At 71.1% G+C, this 21,377-nt stretch carries 18 protein-coding genes and 3 pseudogenes; 5 read left to right on the plus strand and 16 right to left on the minus strand.

Going from position 1 to position 21,377, the window contains the following annotated elements; genetic code table 11:
- Positions 1-170: 170 nt before the first annotated feature.
- The 10 genes and pseudogenes from ACFWUY_RS17775 to ACFWUY_RS17820 form a co-directional block, all read right to left on the minus strand.
- A pseudogene (locus ACFWUY_RS17775) lies at positions 171-367 on the minus strand (hypothetical protein).
- 178 nt (positions 368-545) lie between these two features.
- Positions 546-1,337 carry an ABC transporter permease gene (locus tag ACFWUY_RS17780; RefSeq protein ID WP_384108437.1) on the minus strand — a complete coding sequence of 264 codons (792 nt, stop codon included), beginning with the start codon at positions 1,335-1,337 and terminating at the stop codon, positions 546-548.
- A gap of 40 nt (positions 1,338-1,377) precedes the next feature.
- Positions 1,378-2,169: an ABC transporter permease gene (locus ACFWUY_RS17785; protein WP_384108439.1), complete on the minus strand. Its 792-nt coding sequence runs from the start codon at positions 2,167-2,169 to the stop codon at positions 1,378-1,380.
- Complete coding sequence (locus ACFWUY_RS17790; RefSeq protein ID WP_384108441.1) at positions 2,166-3,170, minus strand: ATP-binding cassette domain-containing protein; 1,005 nt, start codon at positions 3,168-3,170, stop codon at positions 2,166-2,168. Before ACFWUY_RS17790 ends, ACFWUY_RS17785 begins: the two co-directional genes overlap by 4 nt.
- A gap of 80 nt (positions 3,171-3,250) precedes the next feature.
- A complete protein-coding gene (locus ACFWUY_RS17795) occupies positions 3,251-4,255 on the minus strand; it encodes an ArsR/SmtB family transcription factor (RefSeq protein ID WP_384108443.1) in 1,005 nt (334 codons plus the stop codon).
- Positions 4,252-5,817, minus strand: coding sequence for a methyltransferase (locus tag ACFWUY_RS17800; RefSeq protein WP_384108446.1), 1,566 nt, complete (start codon positions 5,815-5,817; stop codon positions 4,252-4,254). Before ACFWUY_RS17800 ends, ACFWUY_RS17795 begins: the two co-directional genes overlap by 4 nt.
- Positions 5,818-5,914: 97 nt before the next feature.
- Positions 5,915-6,616: a small secreted protein gene (locus ACFWUY_RS17805; RefSeq protein ID WP_384108448.1), complete on the minus strand. Its 702-nt coding sequence runs from the start codon at positions 6,614-6,616 to the stop codon at positions 5,915-5,917.
- 175 nt (positions 6,617-6,791) lie between these two features.
- Positions 6,792-9,147: pseudogene (locus ACFWUY_RS17810) on the minus strand (sodium-translocating pyrophosphatase); the annotation flags it as partial.
- 232 nt (positions 9,148-9,379) lie between these two features.
- Positions 9,380-9,838, minus strand: a complete 459-nt coding sequence (locus tag ACFWUY_RS17815; RefSeq protein ID WP_384108450.1) for an ATP-binding protein — start codon at positions 9,836-9,838, stop codon at positions 9,380-9,382.
- A gap of 15 nt (positions 9,839-9,853) precedes the next feature.
- Positions 9,854-10,207, minus strand: a complete 354-nt coding sequence (locus ACFWUY_RS17820; RefSeq protein ID WP_015034520.1) for an STAS domain-containing protein — start codon at positions 10,205-10,207, stop codon at positions 9,854-9,856.
- An 80-nt stretch (positions 10,208-10,287) separates the two neighbouring features.
- On the opposite strand from ACFWUY_RS17820, the gene ACFWUY_RS17825 reads away from it, so the two are divergent.
- Entirely contained in the window at positions 10,288-12,819 is a 2,532-nt protein-coding gene (locus ACFWUY_RS17825) for a DEAD/DEAH box helicase (RefSeq protein WP_384108452.1), read from the plus strand.
- On the opposite strand, the gene ACFWUY_RS17830 is transcribed toward ACFWUY_RS17825, so the two are convergent.
- The 6 genes and pseudogenes from ACFWUY_RS17830 to ACFWUY_RS17855 form a co-directional block, all read right to left on the minus strand.
- Positions 12,707-13,174 (minus strand): Rv3654c family TadE-like protein, encoded by a 468-nt coding sequence (locus ACFWUY_RS17830; RefSeq protein ID WP_384108454.1) that lies wholly within the window; start codon positions 13,172-13,174, stop codon positions 12,707-12,709. The two genes, ACFWUY_RS17825 and ACFWUY_RS17830, sit on opposite strands and share 113 nt — an antisense overlap.
- Positions 13,171-13,602 carry a TadE family type IV pilus minor pilin gene (locus ACFWUY_RS17835; RefSeq protein WP_384108456.1) on the minus strand — a complete coding sequence of 144 codons (432 nt, stop codon included), beginning with the start codon at positions 13,600-13,602 and terminating at the stop codon, positions 13,171-13,173. The genes ACFWUY_RS17830 and ACFWUY_RS17835 overlap by 4 nt, the downstream gene beginning before the upstream one ends.
- A gap of 28 nt (positions 13,603-13,630) precedes the next feature.
- Positions 13,631-13,837, minus strand: a complete 207-nt coding sequence (locus tag ACFWUY_RS17840; protein ID WP_384108458.1) for a DUF4244 domain-containing protein — start codon at positions 13,835-13,837, stop codon at positions 13,631-13,633.
- 80 nt (positions 13,838-13,917) lie between these two features.
- Positions 13,918-14,700, minus strand: coding sequence for a type II secretion system F family protein (locus ACFWUY_RS17845; RefSeq protein WP_384108460.1), 783 nt, complete (start codon positions 14,698-14,700; stop codon positions 13,918-13,920).
- Positions 14,697-15,608 carry a type II secretion system F family protein gene (locus ACFWUY_RS17850; RefSeq protein WP_384108463.1) on the minus strand — a complete coding sequence of 304 codons (912 nt, stop codon included), beginning with the start codon at positions 15,606-15,608 and terminating at the stop codon, positions 14,697-14,699. Before ACFWUY_RS17850 ends, ACFWUY_RS17845 begins: the two co-directional genes overlap by 4 nt.
- A pseudogene (locus ACFWUY_RS17855) lies at positions 15,608-15,916 on the minus strand (pilus assembly protein CpaF); the annotation flags it as partial. The gene ACFWUY_RS17850 and the pseudogene ACFWUY_RS17855, both read right to left, overlap by 1 nt.
- A gap of 65 nt (positions 15,917-15,981) precedes the next feature.
- Between ACFWUY_RS17855 and ACFWUY_RS17860 the strand changes: the two are divergent.
- The 4 genes from ACFWUY_RS17860 to ACFWUY_RS17875 all read left to right on the plus strand — a co-directional run bounded on the left by ACFWUY_RS17860 (position 15,982) and on the right by ACFWUY_RS17875 (position 21,296).
- The gene (locus ACFWUY_RS17860; protein WP_384108465.1) at positions 15,982-17,682 is read left to right on the plus strand and encodes a recombinase family protein; all 1,701 of its coding nucleotides are present in this window, start codon (positions 15,982-15,984) and stop codon (positions 17,680-17,682) included.
- Positions 17,642-17,950: a hypothetical protein gene (locus ACFWUY_RS17865; RefSeq protein WP_384108467.1), complete on the plus strand. Its 309-nt coding sequence runs from the start codon at positions 17,642-17,644 to the stop codon at positions 17,948-17,950. Before ACFWUY_RS17860 ends, ACFWUY_RS17865 begins: the two co-directional genes overlap by 41 nt.
- A 2,116-nt stretch (positions 17,951-20,066) precedes the next feature.
- On the plus strand, positions 20,067-20,555 hold the full coding sequence (locus tag ACFWUY_RS17870) for a hypothetical protein (protein ID WP_384108469.1): 489 nt from the start codon (positions 20,067-20,069) through the stop codon (positions 20,553-20,555).
- A gap of 24 nt (positions 20,556-20,579) precedes the next feature.
- A complete protein-coding gene (locus tag ACFWUY_RS17875; RefSeq protein WP_384108472.1) occupies positions 20,580-21,296 on the plus strand; it encodes a hypothetical protein in 717 nt (238 codons plus the stop codon).
- Positions 21,297-21,377 lie beyond the last annotated feature (81 nt).

A 21,377-nucleotide genomic window follows, 5' to 3' on the forward strand; every position in this document is an offset into this window, starting at 1 on the left:
ACTCGAACGGTAACCCGAGTCCTGGCATTCCTGCCGCCCGGACTCCCGGTCGGGCGGGGCGGGGCGTCCGCGCCGGAGGCTCCGGAGGAAGATCACGAAGGCTCGGAAGGCGGTCCCGAAGAGGTCCGGAAGGCGATCCGGGAGAGGTCCGGAGGCGGTCCCGGAGGAGATCAGAGCCTGCCGAAGCACCAGACCCCGAGGAGGAGGGAGAGCGCGCCGGAGAGGCTCGTCAGCGCGACGGCGGTACGGGGGGCGACCCCGTACGCCACGGGCTCACGGTGCAGCGTGGCACGGTGGTCCACAGCAGAAGCGCGCCTCCGAACAGCGTGAACGCCGCCCCCGCGAAGATCGTCGGCCCGCTCTCCATGCCCGTACCCCGTTCCGTCCACGTGCGGTGTTCGTCTCCCGGAGCCGAGGCTGGCACCTCCGGGCGTCCTGGGTGCGAATTCCGGGTGAACGACGCGGAGCGTCTCGTACGGTTTCACGAAGATGGCCGGTAGTGACCCACTCCTCATTTCTCCCTGCCTCCTGGTCCTCCTCTTCCGTCACATCGTGTCGAGCGTGGCCCGGCGCCGGCTGCCCCGCTCGAAGACACCCAGCAGGACGACGGCGAGCAGCGCCCACCCCGCGCCCACCGCGAGCTCCGCCCCGAACAGGGACCGGTCGAGACCGCCGCCCGCGGTCAGCCCGCGCGCCGCGTCCGCCGCGTGTGTGAGCGGCAGCGGCTCGCCGATGGTGCGCATCCACTCCGGCAGCGTCTCCCGGGGCACGGCGGCTCCGGTCAGCAGGAGCAGTCCCGAACCGGCCACGTTCGACACCAGGAACACGTCGCGGAAGCGCAGCCCCAGCGCGCCCAGGGCGAGCCCGAAGGCCGAGCAGGCACCCGCCGCGACGAGCGGCACCAGACCCGGGCCGGGCAGCGCGCCGGCGGGCACGGGCAGCCCGAGGACGAGGGAGGCGGCGGCGAGCACGAAGGCACTGACGAACAGCCCGTTGAGGACGTACGGGAGGGCTCGTCCGAGCCACAGCGGGACCCGGCGGCGGGGCGAGAGCAGGACGGCGCCGAGCGTGCCGTACCGGCGCTCGTTGGCGACGGCCATCGTGCCGCCGTACACGCAGGAGGCGGAAGCCGCGAGGACGGCGTTCCCCACGAGGTGGAAACGGTCGTCGGCGACGCCGAGTTCCCGGCCCAGGTAGACGAAGAAGAAGACCTGGAGAAGCGGCCCGACCAGCAGGGTTCCGACGAACATGGGTGGGGTGGTCCAGTTGAACAGGGCACGGTAGGAGATCACTCCGCCGACGACGACGAGCCGCGCGGTGCCGAGGAAACGGAACATGTCTCTGGCCTTTCGGATACGGGCACCCGGGTGCGGGCGCTCAGGTGAGGGCGAGGGTGGCGGCGGCGCGCGCCCTGCGCTCCACACGGCCGAGGACGAGGCCGGCCGCGAGGGCGTATCCGGCCCCGAGCGCGACGGCGGTGAGCAGCGGCGTCACCACGTCCCCGCCGGAGGTCGCCGCGTGCACGGCCCGCGCGCCCCAGGTCGTGGGCAGCGCCCAGGAGATCGGGTGGGTCCAGGCGGGCAGCACGGTGACGGGCACGAGCAGCCCGGACAGCAGCCAGACGGGGGTGTCGAGCGGGTTGGCCAGCGCGTTGGCGTTGCGCAGCAGGACGAAGGTCGCGGCGAGCAGGAGGCCCGTCATGCCGAGCGCGAGCACGCACACCGGGACGGCGAGAAGGAAGAGCAGCGGGTGCGCGAAGTCGAGCGGGACTCCGAAGAGCAGCACGCCCCACAGGACCGTCGCGCCCATCGCGTACGTGCCGATGACGGCGGTCGCGAGGGTGATCGGCAGCAGGACGAGGGCGAGCGGTGTCGGCGCGACGACCAGGGTCTCCAGGGTGCCGAGCCAGCGCTGGTTCTGCACCGCGCCGCCCGAGCCGAAGAGCACCGAGCCCCAGATGCCCATGAGTCCGGCCCCGACGGAGGCGGTGAGCAGCCGGTCGGGGTCCCCGGCGGCGCGGAACAGGTAGACGGCGAGGGTCGCGTAGACGAGCGGGACGAGGACGGCGAAGGTGATCTCGATCGGGGAGCGCGACATGTACGAGACGTGGGTGCGCACCCCGACGAGGACCAGCCGCGGGACGCGCTTCACGAGGGGGCTGGTGCTCATGCCGGCACCACCTCCTGCGGGGTGCCGCCCGCCGCCTCCTCCACGATCGCGATGTACGCGTCCTCCAGGGACGGTTCGCGGCTCGTGACCCGGCCGATCCGTACGCCGTCGAGCGCGGCCAGGACCGGTCCGTGCAGCTCGGCGGCCTCGCGTCCGGTCTGCACCGTGACGGTCTGGAGCGCGCCCCGGTCCTCCGCGGACACCCCTCGCACGCCCGGCACCCGCCGCAGCCGGTCGAGCCGCTCCTCGTCCACCCCGTAGGCCTCGATCTCCAACACGTCCCGTTCCCGCACGCGGGACTTCAGGCTCTCGGGGGTGCCGAGGGCGCGGATCCGGCCGCCCGCGATGACGGCGATCCGGTCGCAGAGCTCGTCCGCCTCCGCCATGTAGTGGGTGGTGAGGAGGACGGTCGTGCCGGTCGCCGCCAGGTCGGCGACCGTGCGGCGCAGGTCGCGGGCGGCGACGGGGTCGACGCCGATGGACGGCTCGTCGAGGAAGAGGACGTCGGGGCGGTGGAGCAGGCCGCGCGCGATGTGGAGGCGCTGCCGCATCCCGCGCGAATAGCCCTCGACCCGCTCCTTCTCCCGGCCCGTCAGGCCCACCAGGTCGAGGAGTTCGGCGATGCGCCGCTTCTGGTCGCGTGCGCCGACCCCGTACAGCTCGGCGAAGTACCGGAGGTCGTCGAGCGCGGAGAGCCGGTCGTACAGGCCCCGGTCGCCGCCGAAGACGTACCCGATGCGACGGCGTACGGCGACGGGGTCGCGGGCCACGTCGTGGCCGAACACCCGGGCGGTGCCGGAGGTCGGCAGGAGCAGGGTGTTGAGCATCTTGATGGTGGTCGTCTTGCCGGCGCCGTTGGGCCCGAGGAGGCCGAACAGCTCCCCCGGCGCCACCTCGAAGGTGACCCCCCGCACGGCCTCGGTCTCGGTACGCCGGGACTTCGGCCACCCGGTCCTGCTGGTGTAGGTGCGGCGCAGCGCGTCCGCCTCGATCGCGAGCATGCGCCGGACGGTAGGAGCCGGGAGCGGGACCGAGCCATCGATTCGGAAGCCCCCGAATCGTCGTTCCGGCCCCGCCGCTCTCAGGCGACCGCGTGCAGCACGCCCTCCCCGGTGAGCAGCGCGAGCAGCGAACGCCCGGTGTCCGTCAGCTGGTAGTACACGGAACGTCCGACGCGGTGCCGGGTGACCACCCCGGCCTCCGAAAGGACCGACAGGTGCTCGGAGACCGTGCTGGGCGCGAGCCCGAGCCGGTCGGCGAGCCCGGCCGTGGTCAGCGGCCCGCCGAGCTCGCGCAGGACCGTCGCCCGGCCCCGTCCGAGCACCAGTCCGAGCCGGTCCTCGGCGACGGGCTCGGGCGGTTCGCGCAGGGCGGCGGCGCCCCGCGCCTGGAAGCTGAGCGCGAACGCCTCGGGGTCGTCCGTCGAGTACAGCCGGCAGCCCTCGGCGAAGACCAGCGGCACGAGGACGAGCCGCCGCTCCCCCGGCGCGTACGCGGCCTCGACGTGCTTGGTCAGTTCGAGTACGGGCGGTCGCCACCGCCCCCGGCTCTCCAGGCCCGCGAACAGCGCGTCGACGCCCTCCGTCGCGAACGTCCTCGCCCGGACCAGCACTTCGTCCTCGACGAGCCGTCGCATCGTCGGCCAGTACGGCTCGATCGCGCCCTCCCAGTAGGCCGCGTACGCGTCGGCGAGCGCCGCGCAGGCCGCCTCCGGGTCCCTCAGGTACGGCTGCGCGAAGGGCGCGTCGGCCATGCCGGGGTAGCAGACGTCCACCTGGGCGCGGACGAACTCCGGGTCGGTGGCCCGCAGCGCGGCCAGCTCCTCGTGGACGTGGACCGTCCCGAACGGCCGGGGCAGCAGGAAGTCGGAGACCTCGCGCCGCCCCTCGACGAACAGGTCCCACAGCGGCCGGAGCCGGTCGTCCTCCCGCCACACCTCGCGCGCCCGCCCGACCCACTCCCGGTACGGCCAGGAGGGGTGCCGGTGCGGCAGCGCCAGGTGCATCGAGCAGAAGGCGTCGCGCAGCGGACTGATCGCGATCCGGGTCGCCCCCAGCGAGACCTCGTCGAGCTCGATCCGTATCAAGCGCCGTACTCCCCGGAAGTCCCCTCCCCGGGCGTCTCCTCCCCGGCGGGCAGCAGGAAGCCCTCCTCGACCAGCAGCCGGATCGCCTGCGGGGTGCGGTCCCGCAGTATGACCGGGTCCTCGCCCATCAGTTGCCCGATCGCGTCCAGGATGCGGCCCGCGCTGAGGGTGCCGTCGCACACCCCGGCGAACCCGGCGCCGACGTGGTCGACCTTGGTGGCGCGGCGCATGCCCCGGTTCTGCCGGAGCACGACGTGCTCGGGGTCCTCGGCGCCCGGCAGCCCGACCTGCTCCTGCACCACCTCGGGTGCGAGCGTGAACCGGTCGGCGAGGAGGGCGGCGTCGTCGCGGGCGCGCAGATAGTCCTGGCGCTCGAAGTGGGCGCGGACGGCGGGGCCGAGGGGCTGCTCGACGGGGTGCGGCCACTCCTCGATGACGATCGACGGCTCGACGGCCCCGGAGGCCACGGCTCCGTTCCGCCGGATCGTGATCCAGCCGAAGCCCACCGCGCGCGTCTTCCGGGCCTCGAACTCGTCGAGCCAGCCCTCGTACGCCCGCCGGTACGCCTCCGGGTCGCCCCGGTGGTCGCCGCTGTCCCGCAGCCACAGCTCCGCGTACTGGGTGACGTCCTGGACCTCCCGCTGCACGATCCAGGCGTCGCAGCCACGCGGCACCCAGGACCGCAGCCGATCCTGCCACTCCTCGCCCTCGACGTGCTGCCAGTTGGCGAGGAACTGGGCGTATCCGCCGTCGTTGAGCCGCTCGCCCGCCTGCTGCACGAGCGTGCGGCACAGGTCGTCGCCGCCCATCCCGCCGTCCCGGTAGGTGAGCCGGGCGCCGGGGGAGATCACGAACGGCGGATTGGAGACGATCAGGTCGTACGTGTCGCCTTCGACCGGCTCGAAGAGCGAGCCCACGAGCAGCTCCGCCTCCCGGGCCCCGGAGAGGGCGAGCGTCAGCCGGGTGAAGTCCAGGGCCCGCGGGTTGAGGTCGGTGGCCGTGACCAGGGTGGCGTGCTGGGCGGCGTGCAGCGCCTGGATGCCGGAGCCGGTGCCGAGGTCGAGCGCGGAGGAGACCGGCGTACGGACGGTGAGGCCGGCGAGCGTGGTGGACGCGCCGCCGACGCCGAGGACGACCCCTTCGTCCTTCTTGCCGATGCCGCCGGCTCCACCGACGGCGCAGCCGAGGTCGGAGACGATGAACCAGTCCTCGCCGTCCGGCCCGCCGTACGGCCGGATGTCGACCGTCGCGGAGACGGAGTCGTCCTCGCGGACCACCCAGCCGTCGGCGAGGGCCTCGTCGAGCGGAAGCGCGGCGGCGGCCAGGTCGTGGGCGACGGCCTGCTGGAGCAGGAAGAGCCGGACGAGGCTCTCCAGCGGGGAGTCGCCGCGGGTGGCGCGCAGGGCGGGCACGGTCTCGCTGCGGGCGAGCGCCGCGTAGGCGGGGGCGCCGAGCAGGTCGAGCAGGCCGTCGGCGGTGAAGTCGGCGGCGAGCAGTGCCTCGCGCAGACGGGCGGCGTGCGCGGGCACCGGGAGGCGGGGGGTCAGGCTGGTCGTACTCACCGTCCCATTGTGACCGCCGCCACCGACATCGGGGCGGCCGACCCGGCGACGGCGGGCGGGCGGGCCGCCGCCACCGGTGCGGCCGGGGCGACCGCTCCTAGCTCTTGGTCGCCGAGGTCTTCTTGCCGCTCGGCTTGGTGGAGGCCTTCCCCGTGGGCTCGGAGTCCGATCCCTTGTCCGAGTCCGAGCCCGATCCCGAGTCCGACGAGGTGGATCCGGGCTGCGGGGAGGCGGAGCCGGACGCCTTCGGCGGGGTCGAGGGCGTGGGCTTCTGGCAGCCGGGCTGCTTGGCCATGGCCTGTCCCAGTTCGCCCTCCTCCAGCTTGGCCAGGGCGTTCTGGTCCATCTTCTCGATCCTGGTCAGACCGTCGGCGACGCCCTGGAGGCCGTCCGCGAACTTCTGCTGGTTCGTCGGGTCCAGCGCGTCGACCTGCTTCTTGAGCCCCTCGTACGCCACCGCGGTGGCGTTGAGCTCCTTGATCGCGTCCTGCTGGATCTTCTGGCCGTTCTCGACGGGCGGGGCCCCGGCGCTCTCGACGGCCTTGGCCAGCGCCCGGTCGGCGTTGGCGATGTCCTGGAACGCCTTCGAGTCGGCGGCCTGGATCTCGGCCGGCTTGCTGTCCGCCGCCGTCGAAATGATGATCTGGTGGGCGTCGGCCCGCTTCTGGATCTGAGGCTTCGCCTGGTCGCAGAACGTCTTCGCCCAGTCGCCCACCTTGTCACCCTCGTCGCTGCAACCGGACAGCGCGAGCACCAGTACCGCGCCGCCGGACAGTGCGGCCGCAAGCTTCTTGTTCACCGGATCGGTCCCTTCCAAGGCTCTCGGCCCCGGAACATACACGCCGAACGGGCTACTTCCACCTTTCGTGCGACGGGTTCGCCCCGTATTGAAGTCTTTTGAACCAAGGGAGACACCTCACACCCACCCCTGAAACACACGGAAATGAGACGGACGCCACGCCAGGCGAGCCTGTGTCAGGGGAGTACGCGTCAGGAGAGCCACCGTCAGGAGCGTCCACGTCAGGCGACCTTCACCGAGCGCCTCTTGGAGACCCGTACGGCGGCGATGACGACGACAAGGGCGATCCCCGCGACCGCCACCCGCAGTCCGGCGCTCGCGTCGCCGCCGTAACTGAAACGCACGACCGCGGGGGCGATGAGCAGCGCCACCAGGTTCATCACCTTCAGGAGCGGGTTGATCGCCGGCCCCGCCGTGTCCTTGAACGGGTCTCCGACCGTGTCCCCGATGACGGTGGCCTCGTGCGCCTCGCTGCCCTTGCCGCCGTGGTTCCCGTCCTCGACCAGCTTCTTCGCGTTGTCCCAGGCGCCACCGGAGTTGGCGAGGAAGACCGCCATCAGCGCACCCGTGCCGATCGCTCCGGCGAGGTACGAGCCGAGGGCGCCGACCCCGAGCGCGAAGCCGACCGCGATCGGGGCCATCACGGCGAGCAGTCCGGGCGTGGCGAGTTCGCGGAGCGCGTCCTTGGTGCAGATGTCGACGACCCGCCCGTACTCGGGCTTCTCGGTGCCGCTCATGATCCCGGGATGCTCGCGGAACTGCCGCCGCACCTCGTAGACCACGGATCCCGCCGACCGGGACACCGCGTTGATCGCGAGCCCGGAGAAGAGGAAGACGACCGCCGAGCCGAGGATCAGACCGAAGAGGTTGTTGGGCTGGGAGATGTCCATGGAGAGCGTCAGTTCGTCCGCCTTCGCGCCGACCTCGGCGACCGAGGACGCGATGGCGTCCCGGTACGAGCCGAACAGCGCCGCGGCCGCCAGGACGGCGGTGGCGATGGCGATGCCCTTGGTGACGGCCTTCGTCGTGTTGCCGACGGCGTCCAGGTCGGTGAGGACCTGCGCTCCCGCACCCCGGACGTCCCCGGACATCTCCGCGATGCCCTGGGCGTTGTCGGCGACCGGACCGAAGGTGTCCATGGCGACGATCACGCCGACCGTGGTGAGCAGACCCGTACCGGCGAGGGCGACCGCGAACAGCGCCAGCATGATCGAGCCGCCGCCGAGCAGGAACGCCCCGTAGACGGTGAGGCCGATCAGGAGGGCCGTGTAGACGGCGGACTCCATGCCGAGGGCCACGCCCGCGAGGACGACGGTCGCGGGGCCGGTGAGCGAGGACTTGCCGATGTCCCTGACCGGCCGCCGGCTCGTCTCCGTGAAGTAGCCGGTGAGCTGCTGGATGAGGGCGGCGAGGACGATGCCGAGGGCGACGGCGACCAGGGCGAGGACCCGCGGGTCGCCGGCGTGGTCGCCGATGCCGGGCTCGGTGACGCCCTGGAGCTCGGCGTACGAGGACGGCAGGTACACGAAGGAGGCCACGGCGACCCCGACGAGCGAGATCACCGCCGAGACGAGGAACCCCCGGTTGATCGCGCTCATCCCGCCGCGGTCGGCGCGGCGCGGGGAGACCGCGAAGATGCCGATGACCGCGGTGACCACACCGATCGCGGGCACGATCAGGGGGAACGCGAGGCCGTGGTCGCCGAAGGCCGCCTTGCCGAGGATCAGTGCGGCGACCAGGGTCACGGCGTACGACTCGAAGAGGTCGGCGGCCATGCCCGCGCAGTCGCCGACGTTGTCGCCCACGTTGTCGGCGATCGTGGCCGCGTTGCGCGGGTCGTCCTCGGGAATGCCCTGCTCGACCTTGCCGACCAGGTCGGCTCCGACGTCGGCGGCCTTGGTGAAGATGCCGCCGCCCACCCGCATGAACATGGCGATGAGCGCGGCGCCGAGACCGAATCCCTCGAGGACCTTGGGCGCGTCGGCGGCGTAGACGAGGACGACGCAGGCCGCGCCGAGCAGTCCGAGGCCGACCGTGCACATGCCGACCACCCCGCCGGTGCGGAACGCGATCCGCATGGCCCGGTGCGCGACCTCGGTCAGGCTCTTCTCCGGTTCGCCCGGCGCCGGAGTGGCCTCCCTGGCCGCCGCGGCGACCCGCACGTTGGCCCGTACGGCGAGCCGCATGCCGATGTAGCCGGTGACCGCCGAGAAGAGCGCCCCGACCAGGAAGAACAGGGAGCGTCCCGCGCGCTGCGACCAGTCGTCGGCGGGCAGCAGCATCAGCAGGAAGAAGACGGCGGCCGCGAAGACGGCGAGGGTCCGCAGCTGCCGGGCGAGATAGGCGTTGGCCCCCTCCTGCACGGCCGCGGCGATCTCCCGCATCCTCCCGGTGCCCTCACCGGCGGCGAGCACCTGGCGGACGAGGAGCCGCGCGACGACCAGCGCGGCGAGGGCGATACCGCCGACGACGATCACGATCGTCCGGTTCCCGCTCGTGAGCACCGCCGCGGCGAGGGAAGTGGGGTACATGGAGACGGATCATAGGGAGACGAACCGGCGCATACGGGGATCCCGGCGGCTGCCCGCGCGGATGCACCAATCGGAACCGGCGCAACGAGAAGAGGCCCTGCGGGGCAGGGCCTCTTCTCGTGCGGTCTCTTGCTCGGCGCGTACGGATATGTACGCATGTACGGGCGTACGGATATGCACGCGCGTACACATGTACGGGCCGTACGCATGTACGCGCGCACGGCTCCACGCGTCAGGACTGGACGTCCGCCGAACTCACCGGCCAGGTCATCCGGATCGTGCCGCCGGCCTCGCCGGCACTCACCTCGACGTCGTCGACGAGTCCGCGGATCACCGCGAGCCCCATCTCGTCCTCACCGTCGGCGTCGTCGAAGTCCTCGGCCGGGGCCGCGGACCGCGCGCCGGGGACACCGACGGCATCGGCCGCCGCCACCCCCGCGCCGGGCACCTCGTCGCCGACCTCGATGGAGAACGTCTTCTCCTCCTCGGTCAGCACCACCCTGATGGGGGTGGTGACGTCATTGCTGCGGTGCAGCCCGACGGCGCGGGAACAGGCCTCACCGACAGCGAGACGCACCTCGTCGAGGACCGCCTCGTCCACACCGGCCCGGCGCGCCACCGCGGCCGCCACCAGGCGGGCCGTACGGACGTGCTCGGGCTGAGCGCTGAAGCGGAGTTCAACGGTGGCCATACGAACCCCCTGGGCTCAGTCGACGGCGTTGACGGCCTCGTCGACCGAGGTGTGGATCGGGAACACCTTCGTGAGCCCAGTGATCCGGAAAATCTTGAGAATGCGCTCCTGGTTGCAGACGAGACGCAGCGAGCCCTCGTGCGCGCGGACGCGCTTCAGGCCGCCGACGAGCACACCGAGGCCGGTGGAGTCGAGGAAGTCCACGCCCTCCATGTCGACGACCAGGTGGTAGCTGCCGTCGTTCACCAACTCGACCAACTGCTCGCGCAGCTTGGGCGCGGTATACACATCAATCTCGCCACCGACCTCGACGACCGTACGGTCACCACCAGCGCCGGACACATTGCGAGTCGACAGGGACAGGTCCACGGATCCTCCAGCACCTTGCTATCGAACGATCGTTCCCCAGGGTCTCCCGGACGGAGTCAGGAAACTGATCGTCAGCCGCGATGGCATTCAATCACTTACCAGCAGCCATGCACGACGCCTTGGAAGCATTGTCCGTCATGGCAGTGACACACTCGGTGTCGATGGCCAAGAATCACCGCCCCAGTCGTCCTGCCGGAGACAGGGGAAACCGACCCTCCCCCGGCATGCTCCTCGACCGACTCTCGTCGGGCGAGAGCCGGGCCGCGCGCATCACTCATACGGAGCACATGCCCGCCCGGGAGGGCCGTCATGCAGTCTGGCCGCACCGCATCCGTCCGGAAGTGATCGCGGCGATCGAGGCGGCCGGGATCGCGCACCCCTGGGCCCATCAGGCGGAAGCCGCCGAGCACGCCCTGGACGGCGAGTCCGTGGTGATCGCCACCGGCACCGCGTCGGGCAAGTCGCTGGCCTACCTCGCCCCGGTCCTGAGCACCCTCCTGGACGGCTCGGAGGCCCCCAACGGGCGCGGCGCCACCACCCTCTACCTCTCGCCCACCAAGGCCCTCGCCGCCGACCAGCGACGCGCCGTACGGGAACTGGCCGCCCCGCTCGGCAACCGGATCCGCCCCGCCGTCTACGACGGCGACACGCCGGTCGAGGAACGCGAATGGGTCCGGCAGTACGCGAACCACGTCCTGACCAACCCCGACATGCTGCACCGGGGCATCCTCCCCTCCCATCCCCGATGGGCCTCCTTCCTGCGCTCCCTGCGCTACGTCGTGATCGACGAGTGCCACACCTACCGGGGCGTCTTCGGCTCCCACGTCGCCCAGGTGCTGCGGCGACTGCGCCGGATCTGCGCCCGGTACGGCTCCGAACCGGTCTTCCTCCTCGCCTCCGCCACCTCCGCCGAGCCCGCCCTGGCCGCCGGCCGCCTCACCGGCCTCCCGGTCACCGAGGTGTCCGACGACGCCTCCCCGCGCGGCGAGCTGGTCTTCGCCCTGTGGGAGCCGCCGCTGACCGAGCTGCACGGCGAGCGCGGCGCGCCCGTGCGCCGCACCGCGACCGCCGAGACCGCGGACCTGCTCACCGACCTGACCCGGCAGGGCGTCCGCTCGGTCGCCTTCGTCCGCTCCCGGCGCGGCGCCGAACTGATCTCGGTGATCGCCCAGGAACGGCTCGCCGAGACCGACCGCTCCCTCGCCCGCCGCGTCGCCGCCTACCGGGGCGGCTACCTGCCCGAGGAGCGCCGGGCCCTGGAGCGGGCCCTGCACTCCGGCGAGCTCCTCGGCCTGGCCGCCACGACCGCCCTGGAGCTGGGCGTGGACGTCTCGGGCCTGGACGCGGTCCTGATCGCCGGCTACCCGGGCACCCGGGCCTCCCTCTGGCAGCAGGCGGGCCGCGCCGGCCGTTCGGGCGAGGGCGCCCTCGCGATCCTGATCGCCCGTGACGACCCGCTGGACACCTTCCTGGTCCACCACCCGGAGGCGATCTTCGACCAGCCGGTCGAGTCGACCGTCCTCGACCCCGACAACCCCTACGTCCTCGCCCCCCATCTGTGCGCCGCCGCCGCGGAGCTCCCGCTGACCGAACCGGACCTGGCGCTCTTCGGCCCGGCCGTCCCCGACCTGCTGCCCCAGCTGGAGGCCGCCGGTCTGCTGCGCCGCCGCTCCACCGGCTGGTACTGGACCCGCCGCGAGCGGGCCGCCGACCTCACCGACATCCGAGGCGGCGGCGGCAGCCCCGTCCGGATCGTCGAGAAGGGCACCGGCCGGCTGCTCGGCACCGTCGACGAGGCCGCCTCCCACACCGCCGTCCACGAGGGCGCCGTCCACCTCCACCAGGGCCGGACCTATCTGGTGCGGGAGCTCGACCTCGAGGACTCCGTGGCCCTCGTGGAGGAGGCCGTCCCGCCGTACTCCACCACCGCCCGCGACACCACCTCCATCGCCGTCCTCGACACCGAGACCGAGATCCCCTGGGGAGCCGGACGGCTCTGCTACGGCTCCGTCGAGGTCACCAACCAGGTCGTCTCCTTCCTGCGCCGCCGGCTGATCACGGGCGAGGTGCTCGGCGAGACCAAGCTCGACCTGCCGCCCCGCACCCTGCGCACCCGGGCCGTGTGGTGGACGGTCACCGAGGACCAGCTCGACGCCGCCCGGATCACCCCGGAGATCCTCGGGGGCGCCCTGCACGCCGCCGAACACGCCTCCATCGGCATGCTGCCGCTCTTCGCCACCTGCGACCGCTGGGACATCGGCGGCGTCTCCGTACCGCTCCACCCCGACACCCTGCTGCCGACCGTCTTCGTGTACGACGGCCACCCGGGGGGCGCGGGCTTCGCCGAGCGCGCCTTCCACACGGCCCGTGCCTGGCTGACGGCCACCCGGGAGGCCATCGCCTCCTGCGAGTGCGAGGCGGGCTGCCCCTCCTGCATCCAGTCCCCGAAGTGCGGCAACGGCAACGATCCGCTCCACAAGCGGGGCGCGGTACGCCTCCTCACGGAGATCCTCCGGGAAGCGTCGGAGATCCCTCCGGAGTCGGCTCAGGAGGCCCCGGGAGCCCAGGAGGCCCCTCCGGCGCCGGCCCCGGAGGTCCCGCCCGGGACCTGACCTCCGGCCGGTAGGGACCGCTCACGACCCGCGCGGTCACCTCGGCGACCTCACCCCGTACCGCGCACCGCACGAGCTGGGCCCGCTGCGCCGTCGCCACCCTGGCGGCGACGGCGCACGCCGCGGCCTCGCCCCACAGCGCCCGGTCGGCGGCGGCGAGGGCGGCCAGGTCGGCGGCCCCACCGGCCCGGTGCCGGGCCGCCACCGCCTGGCCGAGCGCGAGCACCGCCGCGAAGACCACGCACAGCGCGCAGGCCGCGAACGCCACCCACACGGTCGCCGACCCCCGGTCGGACCGACGAACCCCCCGGCCCGGGACCGGGACGGTCACCGAGGCGGTCGCCGGGGCGGTCACGACGGACCTCCGAACTCCGTCCCACCGGCTTCCGACCCACCGGCTTCCGGCCCCCCGAACCCCGGGTCCCCGGCTTCCGGATCCCCGAACTCCGATCCGCCGACTTCCGGCACTCCGGCCGCGCCGCCGGCCGGGGTGTCCTCCGCGAGGGCCGCCGCGTCCGCCCGCAGGGTGAGGCCCATGCCCCGGGGGCCGGGGGCCGCGGCTTCCACCGTCACCCGCCACAGCTCCCCCGACCGTGTCACCGACACCCTGGCGCCCTCGGGCGCGGCGGACCGTGCGGCCGCCTCGGCGTAGGACACCGGCTCGGCGCGGGCCGCGGCCCGTGCCCCGGCCCTGGCCGCGTCCACACACCGGATCTGCGCGGCGGCCGCCGCCAGCGCCCAGAGCAGCACCACCGTGAACAGCGCCAGGACGGGCAGCACCATGGCAGCCTCCACCGTCACGAACCCCCGGTCAGAACGGCGCACCGAGAGCCTTCCCGATCACCGACTCCAGCGCTCCCGAGACCGCCCCGCTGGTCACGATCTTGTACAGGACCGCGGCGAACCCCGCCGCCGCGATCGTCCCCACCGCGTACTCGGACGTGGTCATCCCCTCGTCACCGCGCGCGGTCTCCCGCCGCGCCCGCCACCAACCGCGCACCGTCGCCCTGCCTGCCATGCCGTCCTCCTCGAATCGTCGTTCCTCGTCACTTCTCGCCATGTCCCGCTCGGCCCGCCGCGTACTGCCCCTGTCCGCCGTCATCCGTCCAGGAGCCCCGTCGCGAGGCCGATCACCACCGGGGCCACCCCCACCGCCAGGAAGGCGGGCAGGAAGCAGAGCCCCACGGGAGCGCTGATCAGCACCTGTGCCCGGCGCGCCCTGGCCTCCGCCGCACGGGCGCGGGCCGACCGCAGCGCCGCCGCGTGCCGGGCGACGGCCTCCGCCGCGGGCGCTCCCGACGAACCGGCCCGCTCCATGCAGCGGGCCAGTCCCGCGGCGCCCGGTATCGCGCCGAACCTCCGCCACACCTCGGCCGGTTCGCCGCCGAGCCGAAGCTCCGCCGCCGTCCGGGTCAGCCGCTCGCCCAGCGGGCCGCCCAGGGACCGGCCGACGGCCTCCGCCGCCTCCCCGGGCCCCGCCCCCGCCGAGGCGCAGGCAGCCAACAGATCGGCCGCGAGCGGAAGATGACGTGCCGCCTCCTCGCCGTCGGCCGGCGGTGAGGCCCTTCTCGCCGCCACCTGCCTCGCCCCGGCCGCCACCAGAAGACCGGCGGCCAACCCGCCGAACGCCCCGAACAACACCCAGCCGAGGCAGGCCGCCCCGAGGGGCGCCACCCGGTGCCCCGTCCACCGGGGCATTCCCGGCCGGGACTTCGGGGGCCGTGGTGCCCATGTCCGCGCCGGTGGCCGAGCCGGGAAGAGGCTTCCCAGCCGCCGCCGCGTCCCCCGCTCCCGCCTGCCGCGTACCACCGCCCGGGCGGCCTGCGCGCAGCAGAGCAACGCCAGAACCACGAGTCCCACCGGCTGAAACGCCCCGATCACACCCGCTCCCCTCCTCGTACGATCCGCGCGGCCCACCACAGCCCGGCCGCTTCCAGAGCACCGCCCACGACGAGACAGCCCAGGCCGGCCGGGGTGTGCAGCAGCACGCGCAGCGGGTCGGCACCCAACGCCGCGCCGAGCGCGACACCCGCCACCGGGAGCACCGCGAGCACCACGACCGTCGCCCAGGCACCGGCCAGTTCGGCCCGCAGCCGCTCCCGCTGCTCACGGTGGTCCCGCAGGGCCGCTTCGAGCCTGTCGAGCCCGGCGGCCAGGCCCGCGCCACCGTCCACGGCCACCTGCCAGCAGGCCGCCATGCCCGCGAGCCCCTCGGCGCCGCCCTGTCCTGCCGCCCTTCGCAGCGCGTCCGGTACGTCCCCGCCGAACCGGGCCGCCGCGAGCACCGCCGCCTCCTCACCGTCCAGCGCGCCCGTCTCCCGGGCCGCGGAGGCCAGGGCCTGCGCGGGCTGCCATCCGGCTCTCAGCTCCCCGACGACCGCCCCGCACAGGGCCGCCACCCGCTCGGCCCTGGCCTCCCGTTCCTTCCGGTGCCCGGCCGCCCGCAGCCACCGGCCCACCAGTGGCACCGCGACCGCCCCCGCCACGAGCGGCAGCGGAGACTCACCGAGCAGCGCGATGACCCCCGCGACCGGCAGACACAGCCACGCACGCCGTCCGCGGGCCACCGCCCACCAGCGCGCGACCGACGTCGGCCACCGAGCTCCGAGACCGCCGGGGCCGCCGAGAACGCCACGGCCGCCACGCTCACCGGGCCCATCCCGTACGAGCAGGGTCCGCGCCCTGCTCGTCCCGCGTCGCCACTCGACCACCCGCCACAGCGCGAGACCCGCGCAGAGCACCGCCGTCCCGTGGGCCGCGGCCCGGACCACCGACGGATCCGTCGTCATCACGCTCCCCCTCCGATCAGCGACCGCAGCCGCTCCCAGCCCCGCTCCCGCTCGAACCCGGTCGCGCTCCACCGCAGCGCGGGAACCGTCCGTACGAGGCCGTCCCGGTCCCGCTCCAGGACGTGCGCCTCGGCGATCCGCCGCCGCCCGCCCCGGTCCCGCGCCAGGTGCAGCACGGCCGAGAGACCGGCTCCCAACTGGCTGTGCAGAGCCGCCCTGTCGAGCCCCGCCGCCGTCCCCAGGGCTTCGAGCCGCGCCGGTACGTCCGCCGCGGTGTTGGCGTGCAGCGTCCCCGAGCCGCCCGAGTGCCTGACCTAACCGTGCAAAGCGACTCGCAACGGTCCGGTCTTTACAGACTCACTCGGAGTTCTGCATGAGCCCCAAAACCGTGGTCATCTACGACCGCCTGTCCCGGCTGTTCGCTGAGGAAGCCCCCGACCACCGCATCGCCGCCTGCAAGGCGTACGCCGCTCAGCGCGGGTGGAAGGTGGTGCACGTTGCCACCGATACCAACGTCAGCGGGGCCAGCAAGTTGGAAGACCGCCCCGGGATGCGGGAGGTTTTGGCATGGATGCCGCGCGCTGACTACGTGCTGGCCGCCAAGCTCGACCGGTACGCCCGCAGCGTCCTGGAGTTTCAGCGGTTGCTCGACGCCGCCAAGACCACTCACGCAACCGTGGTCACCGCCGATGGTGTGGTCAGCCCCGAAAACGCGAGCATCATCATCAACGTCCTCGCGGCGTTCGCTGAGTACGAGCGCGACATGATCAAGGCCCGCATCACAGCGAGCAAGGAACACTTCCGGTCGCGCGGGAACCACCTGGGCGGACTCGCGCCGTACGGGTACCACGTCGTCGGCCCGGTGAACGACAAGCGATGGGCTATCGATGAGCCCGCCGCAGCGATCATCCGCGAGTGTGCAGACAAGCTGATCAACCACGGCGCGACGCTTACGGGCCTCATGCACGAACTCAACGCGCGGGGTGTCCTTCCGCCCGCTGAACACGCTCGCGCTCGCGATGGCCGCAAGCTGCGCGGGAGCAAGTGGCACCTGACCACGCTTCGGGACGTGCTCTACACCCCTGCCATGCGCGGGTGGCTTGTTCAGGCAGCGCCCGGTGACAAGCGTGGCGCGCTGACCCACCAAACCGTCATGGACAGCGAGGGGAACAGCCTGTCTGCGGGGCCCGAAATTCTCGACGGCGAGACGTGGGCGGCCGTCCGGGCATCCATCGACAGTCGGTCTGTGGGGCGTGGCAACGATCGCTCCCGCTCCGGAAAGTCGCCGCTGCTGCACGTGGCGCGCTGCTCCGAGTGCGACGGCCCCCTGTACAAGCAGCGTCGTTCCGTCAAGGGCAAGGACTACAGCACATACGTATGCCGCAAGGGAGTAGGCAAGCGCGGCATCCACGCGCCCAACGTGATCATCGCCCGCAACCTTGAAGAGACGGTGTTCACGGACTTCCTGGGGCGGTTCGGTCTGTTCTCGTTGAAGAAGTGGGCCGAGCCTGACGGCAGCGCTGTACTCCAGCTCTCCGAGGTGACGACGCAGATTGAACGGCTCGCCGGGAACCTCTCTCAACTGGACCCGAACGGCACTGCGGCCCGCATCGCAATCGGTCAGCTGACGGCGCTGGAGAAGCGGCAAGCCGAGTTGCGCGCGGAAGCCGATCACTCCGAAGGCCGCTGGGTGGACGCTGGCGGCACCGTGGCGGATGCATGGAAGCAGCGGGACGACGAGGGGCGGCGCGCACTGCTCGCTGACTTGGGGGCCCGAGTAGTGGTGCGGCCTGCAACGCCCGGCGCTCCGAAGCGGTTCGATCCCGCACGTGCCGAAATCACGTACAGCGGGCCCGCATGGCTGCGCGACCTGGACCCCGACGAAGCTGAGCTTGCCGCGATTGCCGTTGACGAGACCGAGCCCGAGCGACTGTCAGGACGCCCCGTAACGTCCCCTCGCAGAACCGCAAAGAGACCGTGGAGACCGCAGCGTGACGCACCGCCCGACCCCCGAGGAGATAGCCGCCGGACTCATGGCGACCGTGGCCCGGAACACCCCGGCCCGACTCGCTGAGCGGGAGCGGCAGGAGCAATCGGCCAGCGAGAGCCGGAAGGCAGCAGCCGCCCGCAGGAAGGCCGAGAGGGAGCGGGACGCACTCATTGAGGAGCGGGAGCGCCAGCGCGAGGAGCGAGAGGCCGAGAGGCAGCGCCAGCGGGACGACCGGCGGGCAGCGAAGCAGGCTGAGGCCGACCGTGTGAAGCAGGTTAAGGAGGAGCGAGCCGCGCGCATGAGAGCGGCTGTCGAGAGGGAGAGGCAGAGGACGGCCAGCAAGCCCCTGTAGGGCCGACTGAGACCCATTGAGAGCCCCGGTGAGGACTTCCCCGCCGGGGCTTTCTTATGCCCGCAGACGCCCACACAGAGACGTGGTGGGAAACGGCCGGCTGATACATCTGACGCACCGTCAGAAACTCTGCCCTGCGCCGCTTTACAGGCTGCCTCTCTGGGGGTTGAAACCGCCATGGAGAGACAGCAGGGAGGTAGCGCGGTGCCCATCACGAACACCCTTGATCTTGAAACGCTCAGTGCGCGAATGGACGCGTGGGCGGCTGAGCCCCGGACCAAGCGAGGCCGACTCGTCCGAGTGTTCCGCGCGAACCTCGGCAACTCGCCGGACCTACAGGCAGCCCGCCTCGCGCTGCTAATCGGTTACGCCGAAAAGGCTGCATAGACGTTCCGCCCCTCCCTCGGAGAAACCCCCGTCTACCACTGGCGGGGGTTTTCTCTGATCCACTTTCGCGGACTAACGCGGAATGAGCCCCTTCCCGCCGATCCTTACGCGGAGTTGCGCGGGACCACCATCCGCCTTTAGCGGACTTGAGAGGAATCACGACATGACCGAACCGACTTACGACGGACTTACGCGGAACCGACCAGCTATGAAGCGGAGTTACGACGCAATACGCGGAGCAATCCAGCGGGCCGAGTCACTGGCCTATGACGCACTCCCGACCGACCACCCGACAGCACATGAGGTGCACGCCGCACTCGTGGAAGCGCTGGAACTCGTGAACCTGGTGCTGTTCCCGGTCGGTGGTTGCGCTGGCCCCGAATGCACAAAGCCCGTACCCGACAAGGGAATCGGCCGCCCGGCCCTCTACTGCTCGCGCCGCTGCAAGGACCGTGCCGCGTACCTCGCACGTAAGGAACGGGCACAGCGGGAAGGCTGAGCCGGTCTCTCTTTCTTCTTAATTTTCTATCTCTTGTTACGTAATGGAAAGTGTAGACACAGATAGCTTGTGAATATAAGGAAACCCCTCTGTTCGAGAGCAATCTGTATCGACAGCAGCACTTGCGTAACATGTTTCTGGGAGAACCAAAATGCAGGTTTGTTGTGAAGTCTGTCACCGCCCTCTAGGTGGGCGAATGGAAAAATATTGCTCCAACCGCTGTAGGCAGGCAGCCAAGCGAATGCGGCGGATGACCTCTGTTGAGCGTGAGGCCATGCTTTGGGGCCGGGACTGCGCCAACCCACGATGCGAGGACCCTGCTTTCGACCCGCGCACGCCAACGCAGCGGTATTGCGGCGAGAACTGCGTGGCGGAGCATCGCGCAGATATTGAAGATGCACGCTGGGAGGCGGTCTGCTCGCTGGACGGCTGCGAGAACAACGCCGGGTGGGATGGTGCTGGACGGCCGCGCCAGTATTGCTCTCCTGCCCACAGGCAAAAGGCGTACCGGCTACGCAAGGCCGCTGAGAGCGCTTCTGAGAGCCGCTGACCCACAAGCCGGTACCGAGTGCCGTCTCAGTACAGATGGGCGCTCAGGGAGGCGCTGAGCCATTCCGCGACCTGCGAGCCGGCCGTCGCGGTTGGGTAACGGATCTTTGCCAGGGCGTAAAACTCCGCGCCTTTCCGTCTCTGCGCTTTACGAACTGTCTCTCTTGAGAGTGTGAGGGTGTTACCTCTCGTCTCCTCTCGGTCGGCACGTGGCCGGTCGGCTCTCCTCGGCCGGTCCACTCCGTCGGCACACCTAAACGTTTAGGTGTGGTAGACGACCCCTCACCCTGCGGCTGCTCCCGCAATCCCTTAAATCTTCGGCGAGTTGTAGTCACGCGCGCATAGTCGGCGTACTCCTCCCCGATGGGCCCCCTTGCCCGCCACGGTCTGAGCAGAGACCCGGCGAGTGAGGGGGCTTTTTTGCATCCCGAGAGGACTCCCTATGAACTCGTATCCAATCTCCATTACGGCCTGTTCGGCATACGGTAAGGCGCGCGTATCCGTCCACATGTACGCGGCTGACAGCGCTATCCGCGAGGCGCTAGAGCCCGCTGTGAGGGAGTTGGCGTCCGCCCTTGGCGAGGTAGGCGCGCCCCTGGTTTCCGTGCGTTTCGAGGTCAGCCCAGATGCTGAGTACGAGCGTGCGGTGCGCATCGCTGGCGAAATTCGGGAGGAGGGCTGATGACCTACTACCCGCGTGACGGGCGACCGCTCGTGAATGGGCACGACATGAATACCGGCGGGCGCGGTTCTACCTCTCGTGGGGATACAGCAGGCGGGCAGGACCCGACCGACACCGCCTCTCGTAATCACGCGGCGATGCGACGACGTCAGATTGCCGAGTCGGCCGCCGCTGTTAGTCACAACGACATGATGGCCGACCACTACGCGGAGCGTGCCGCAGCGCGAGAGGCTGAGCAGCGAGAGGCCGAGAGTTTTCGGAACTTGGCTGCATGGTCCCGCGAACTGGAGTCGCGCAATGAGGCGGAACGCCGCTTCATCGCTGATGACCCGGAACCAGACGTGCCGGACACGGCCGCCGCTGACTACTCGGAACGCATCGCCGCATGGTCGGAATGGGTTGCCCGTAAGGAACAGCACGAAATCCGCGCCGAGGGCGAGGATATAGCCGCCCGGATCTTCAATCGCATTAACGCACCCTGGCTCTAACCTAACCCGTCGAGGAGACACCCAATGACCACGGTAATCACCCCAGAAGACCTAATCACCAGCAATCACGATTTCATGATGCACAACCGGCGGCATGGGGCCCTTGCGCCAAATGCGGCAGAGGATCGCTGGCAGGCTCTACAGGCTGTCGTCCGCGAAATGCACCGGCTGACTGAGCTTTACGAGGAGCGGGACAAGGCCGCCGAGGAAGCCCACCGAGAGGCTGTCGCGGCTCATGCCCGCGCTGCTAGCTCGGGCAAGGCTGTTCCTGCCGGTACCGGCGCAAAGGTGACGGACGCCAAGCTAGCTGTTGCCGGTGTGCTTTCCGCATTCCGCGCCACGCTCCCGCAGCTAGTCGCTACCCGTAAGGCCTATGACGCGCTGTTCGATGACCGCACATTCGTGGCTGAATATCGCGAGGCCGTGTCCGCTGAATTCCTCAAGCGGCGTGAGGCTGCGGTGAAGGCTTTCAAGACGCTTGACGCTGAGATTCCCGCGCTGGCCGAGCTATACCCGCTGCTCGGTGACTTCACGTTGAATCACCTACTGAGTGACGCGCTTGCCGATATCGAATACAACGGCGAGCAGGGCGCGCACTGGAATCTGTTCACCGAGAACACCGACAGTTGGGCAGCGCCAAAACTGGCCGAGGCCCTGAGCGACGTTCGCCGGTACGTGCTGAGCGATGACCCAATCAAGGGCGGAACTCTTCTGACCGAGGATCTAGTACTCCAGCCGTAGATCGTGATCTTCACGTCTGACCGGCTTGCCGTCGATAGTGGCTGGCCTGGGCGCGGGCTTGGTGACGACGTCGCCAGCAGG

The organism is Streptomyces sp. NPDC058664 (assembly GCF_042716635.1).
In the GTDB taxonomy this organism is placed as follows: Bacteria; Actinomycetota; Actinomycetes; order Streptomycetales; family Streptomycetaceae; genus Streptomyces.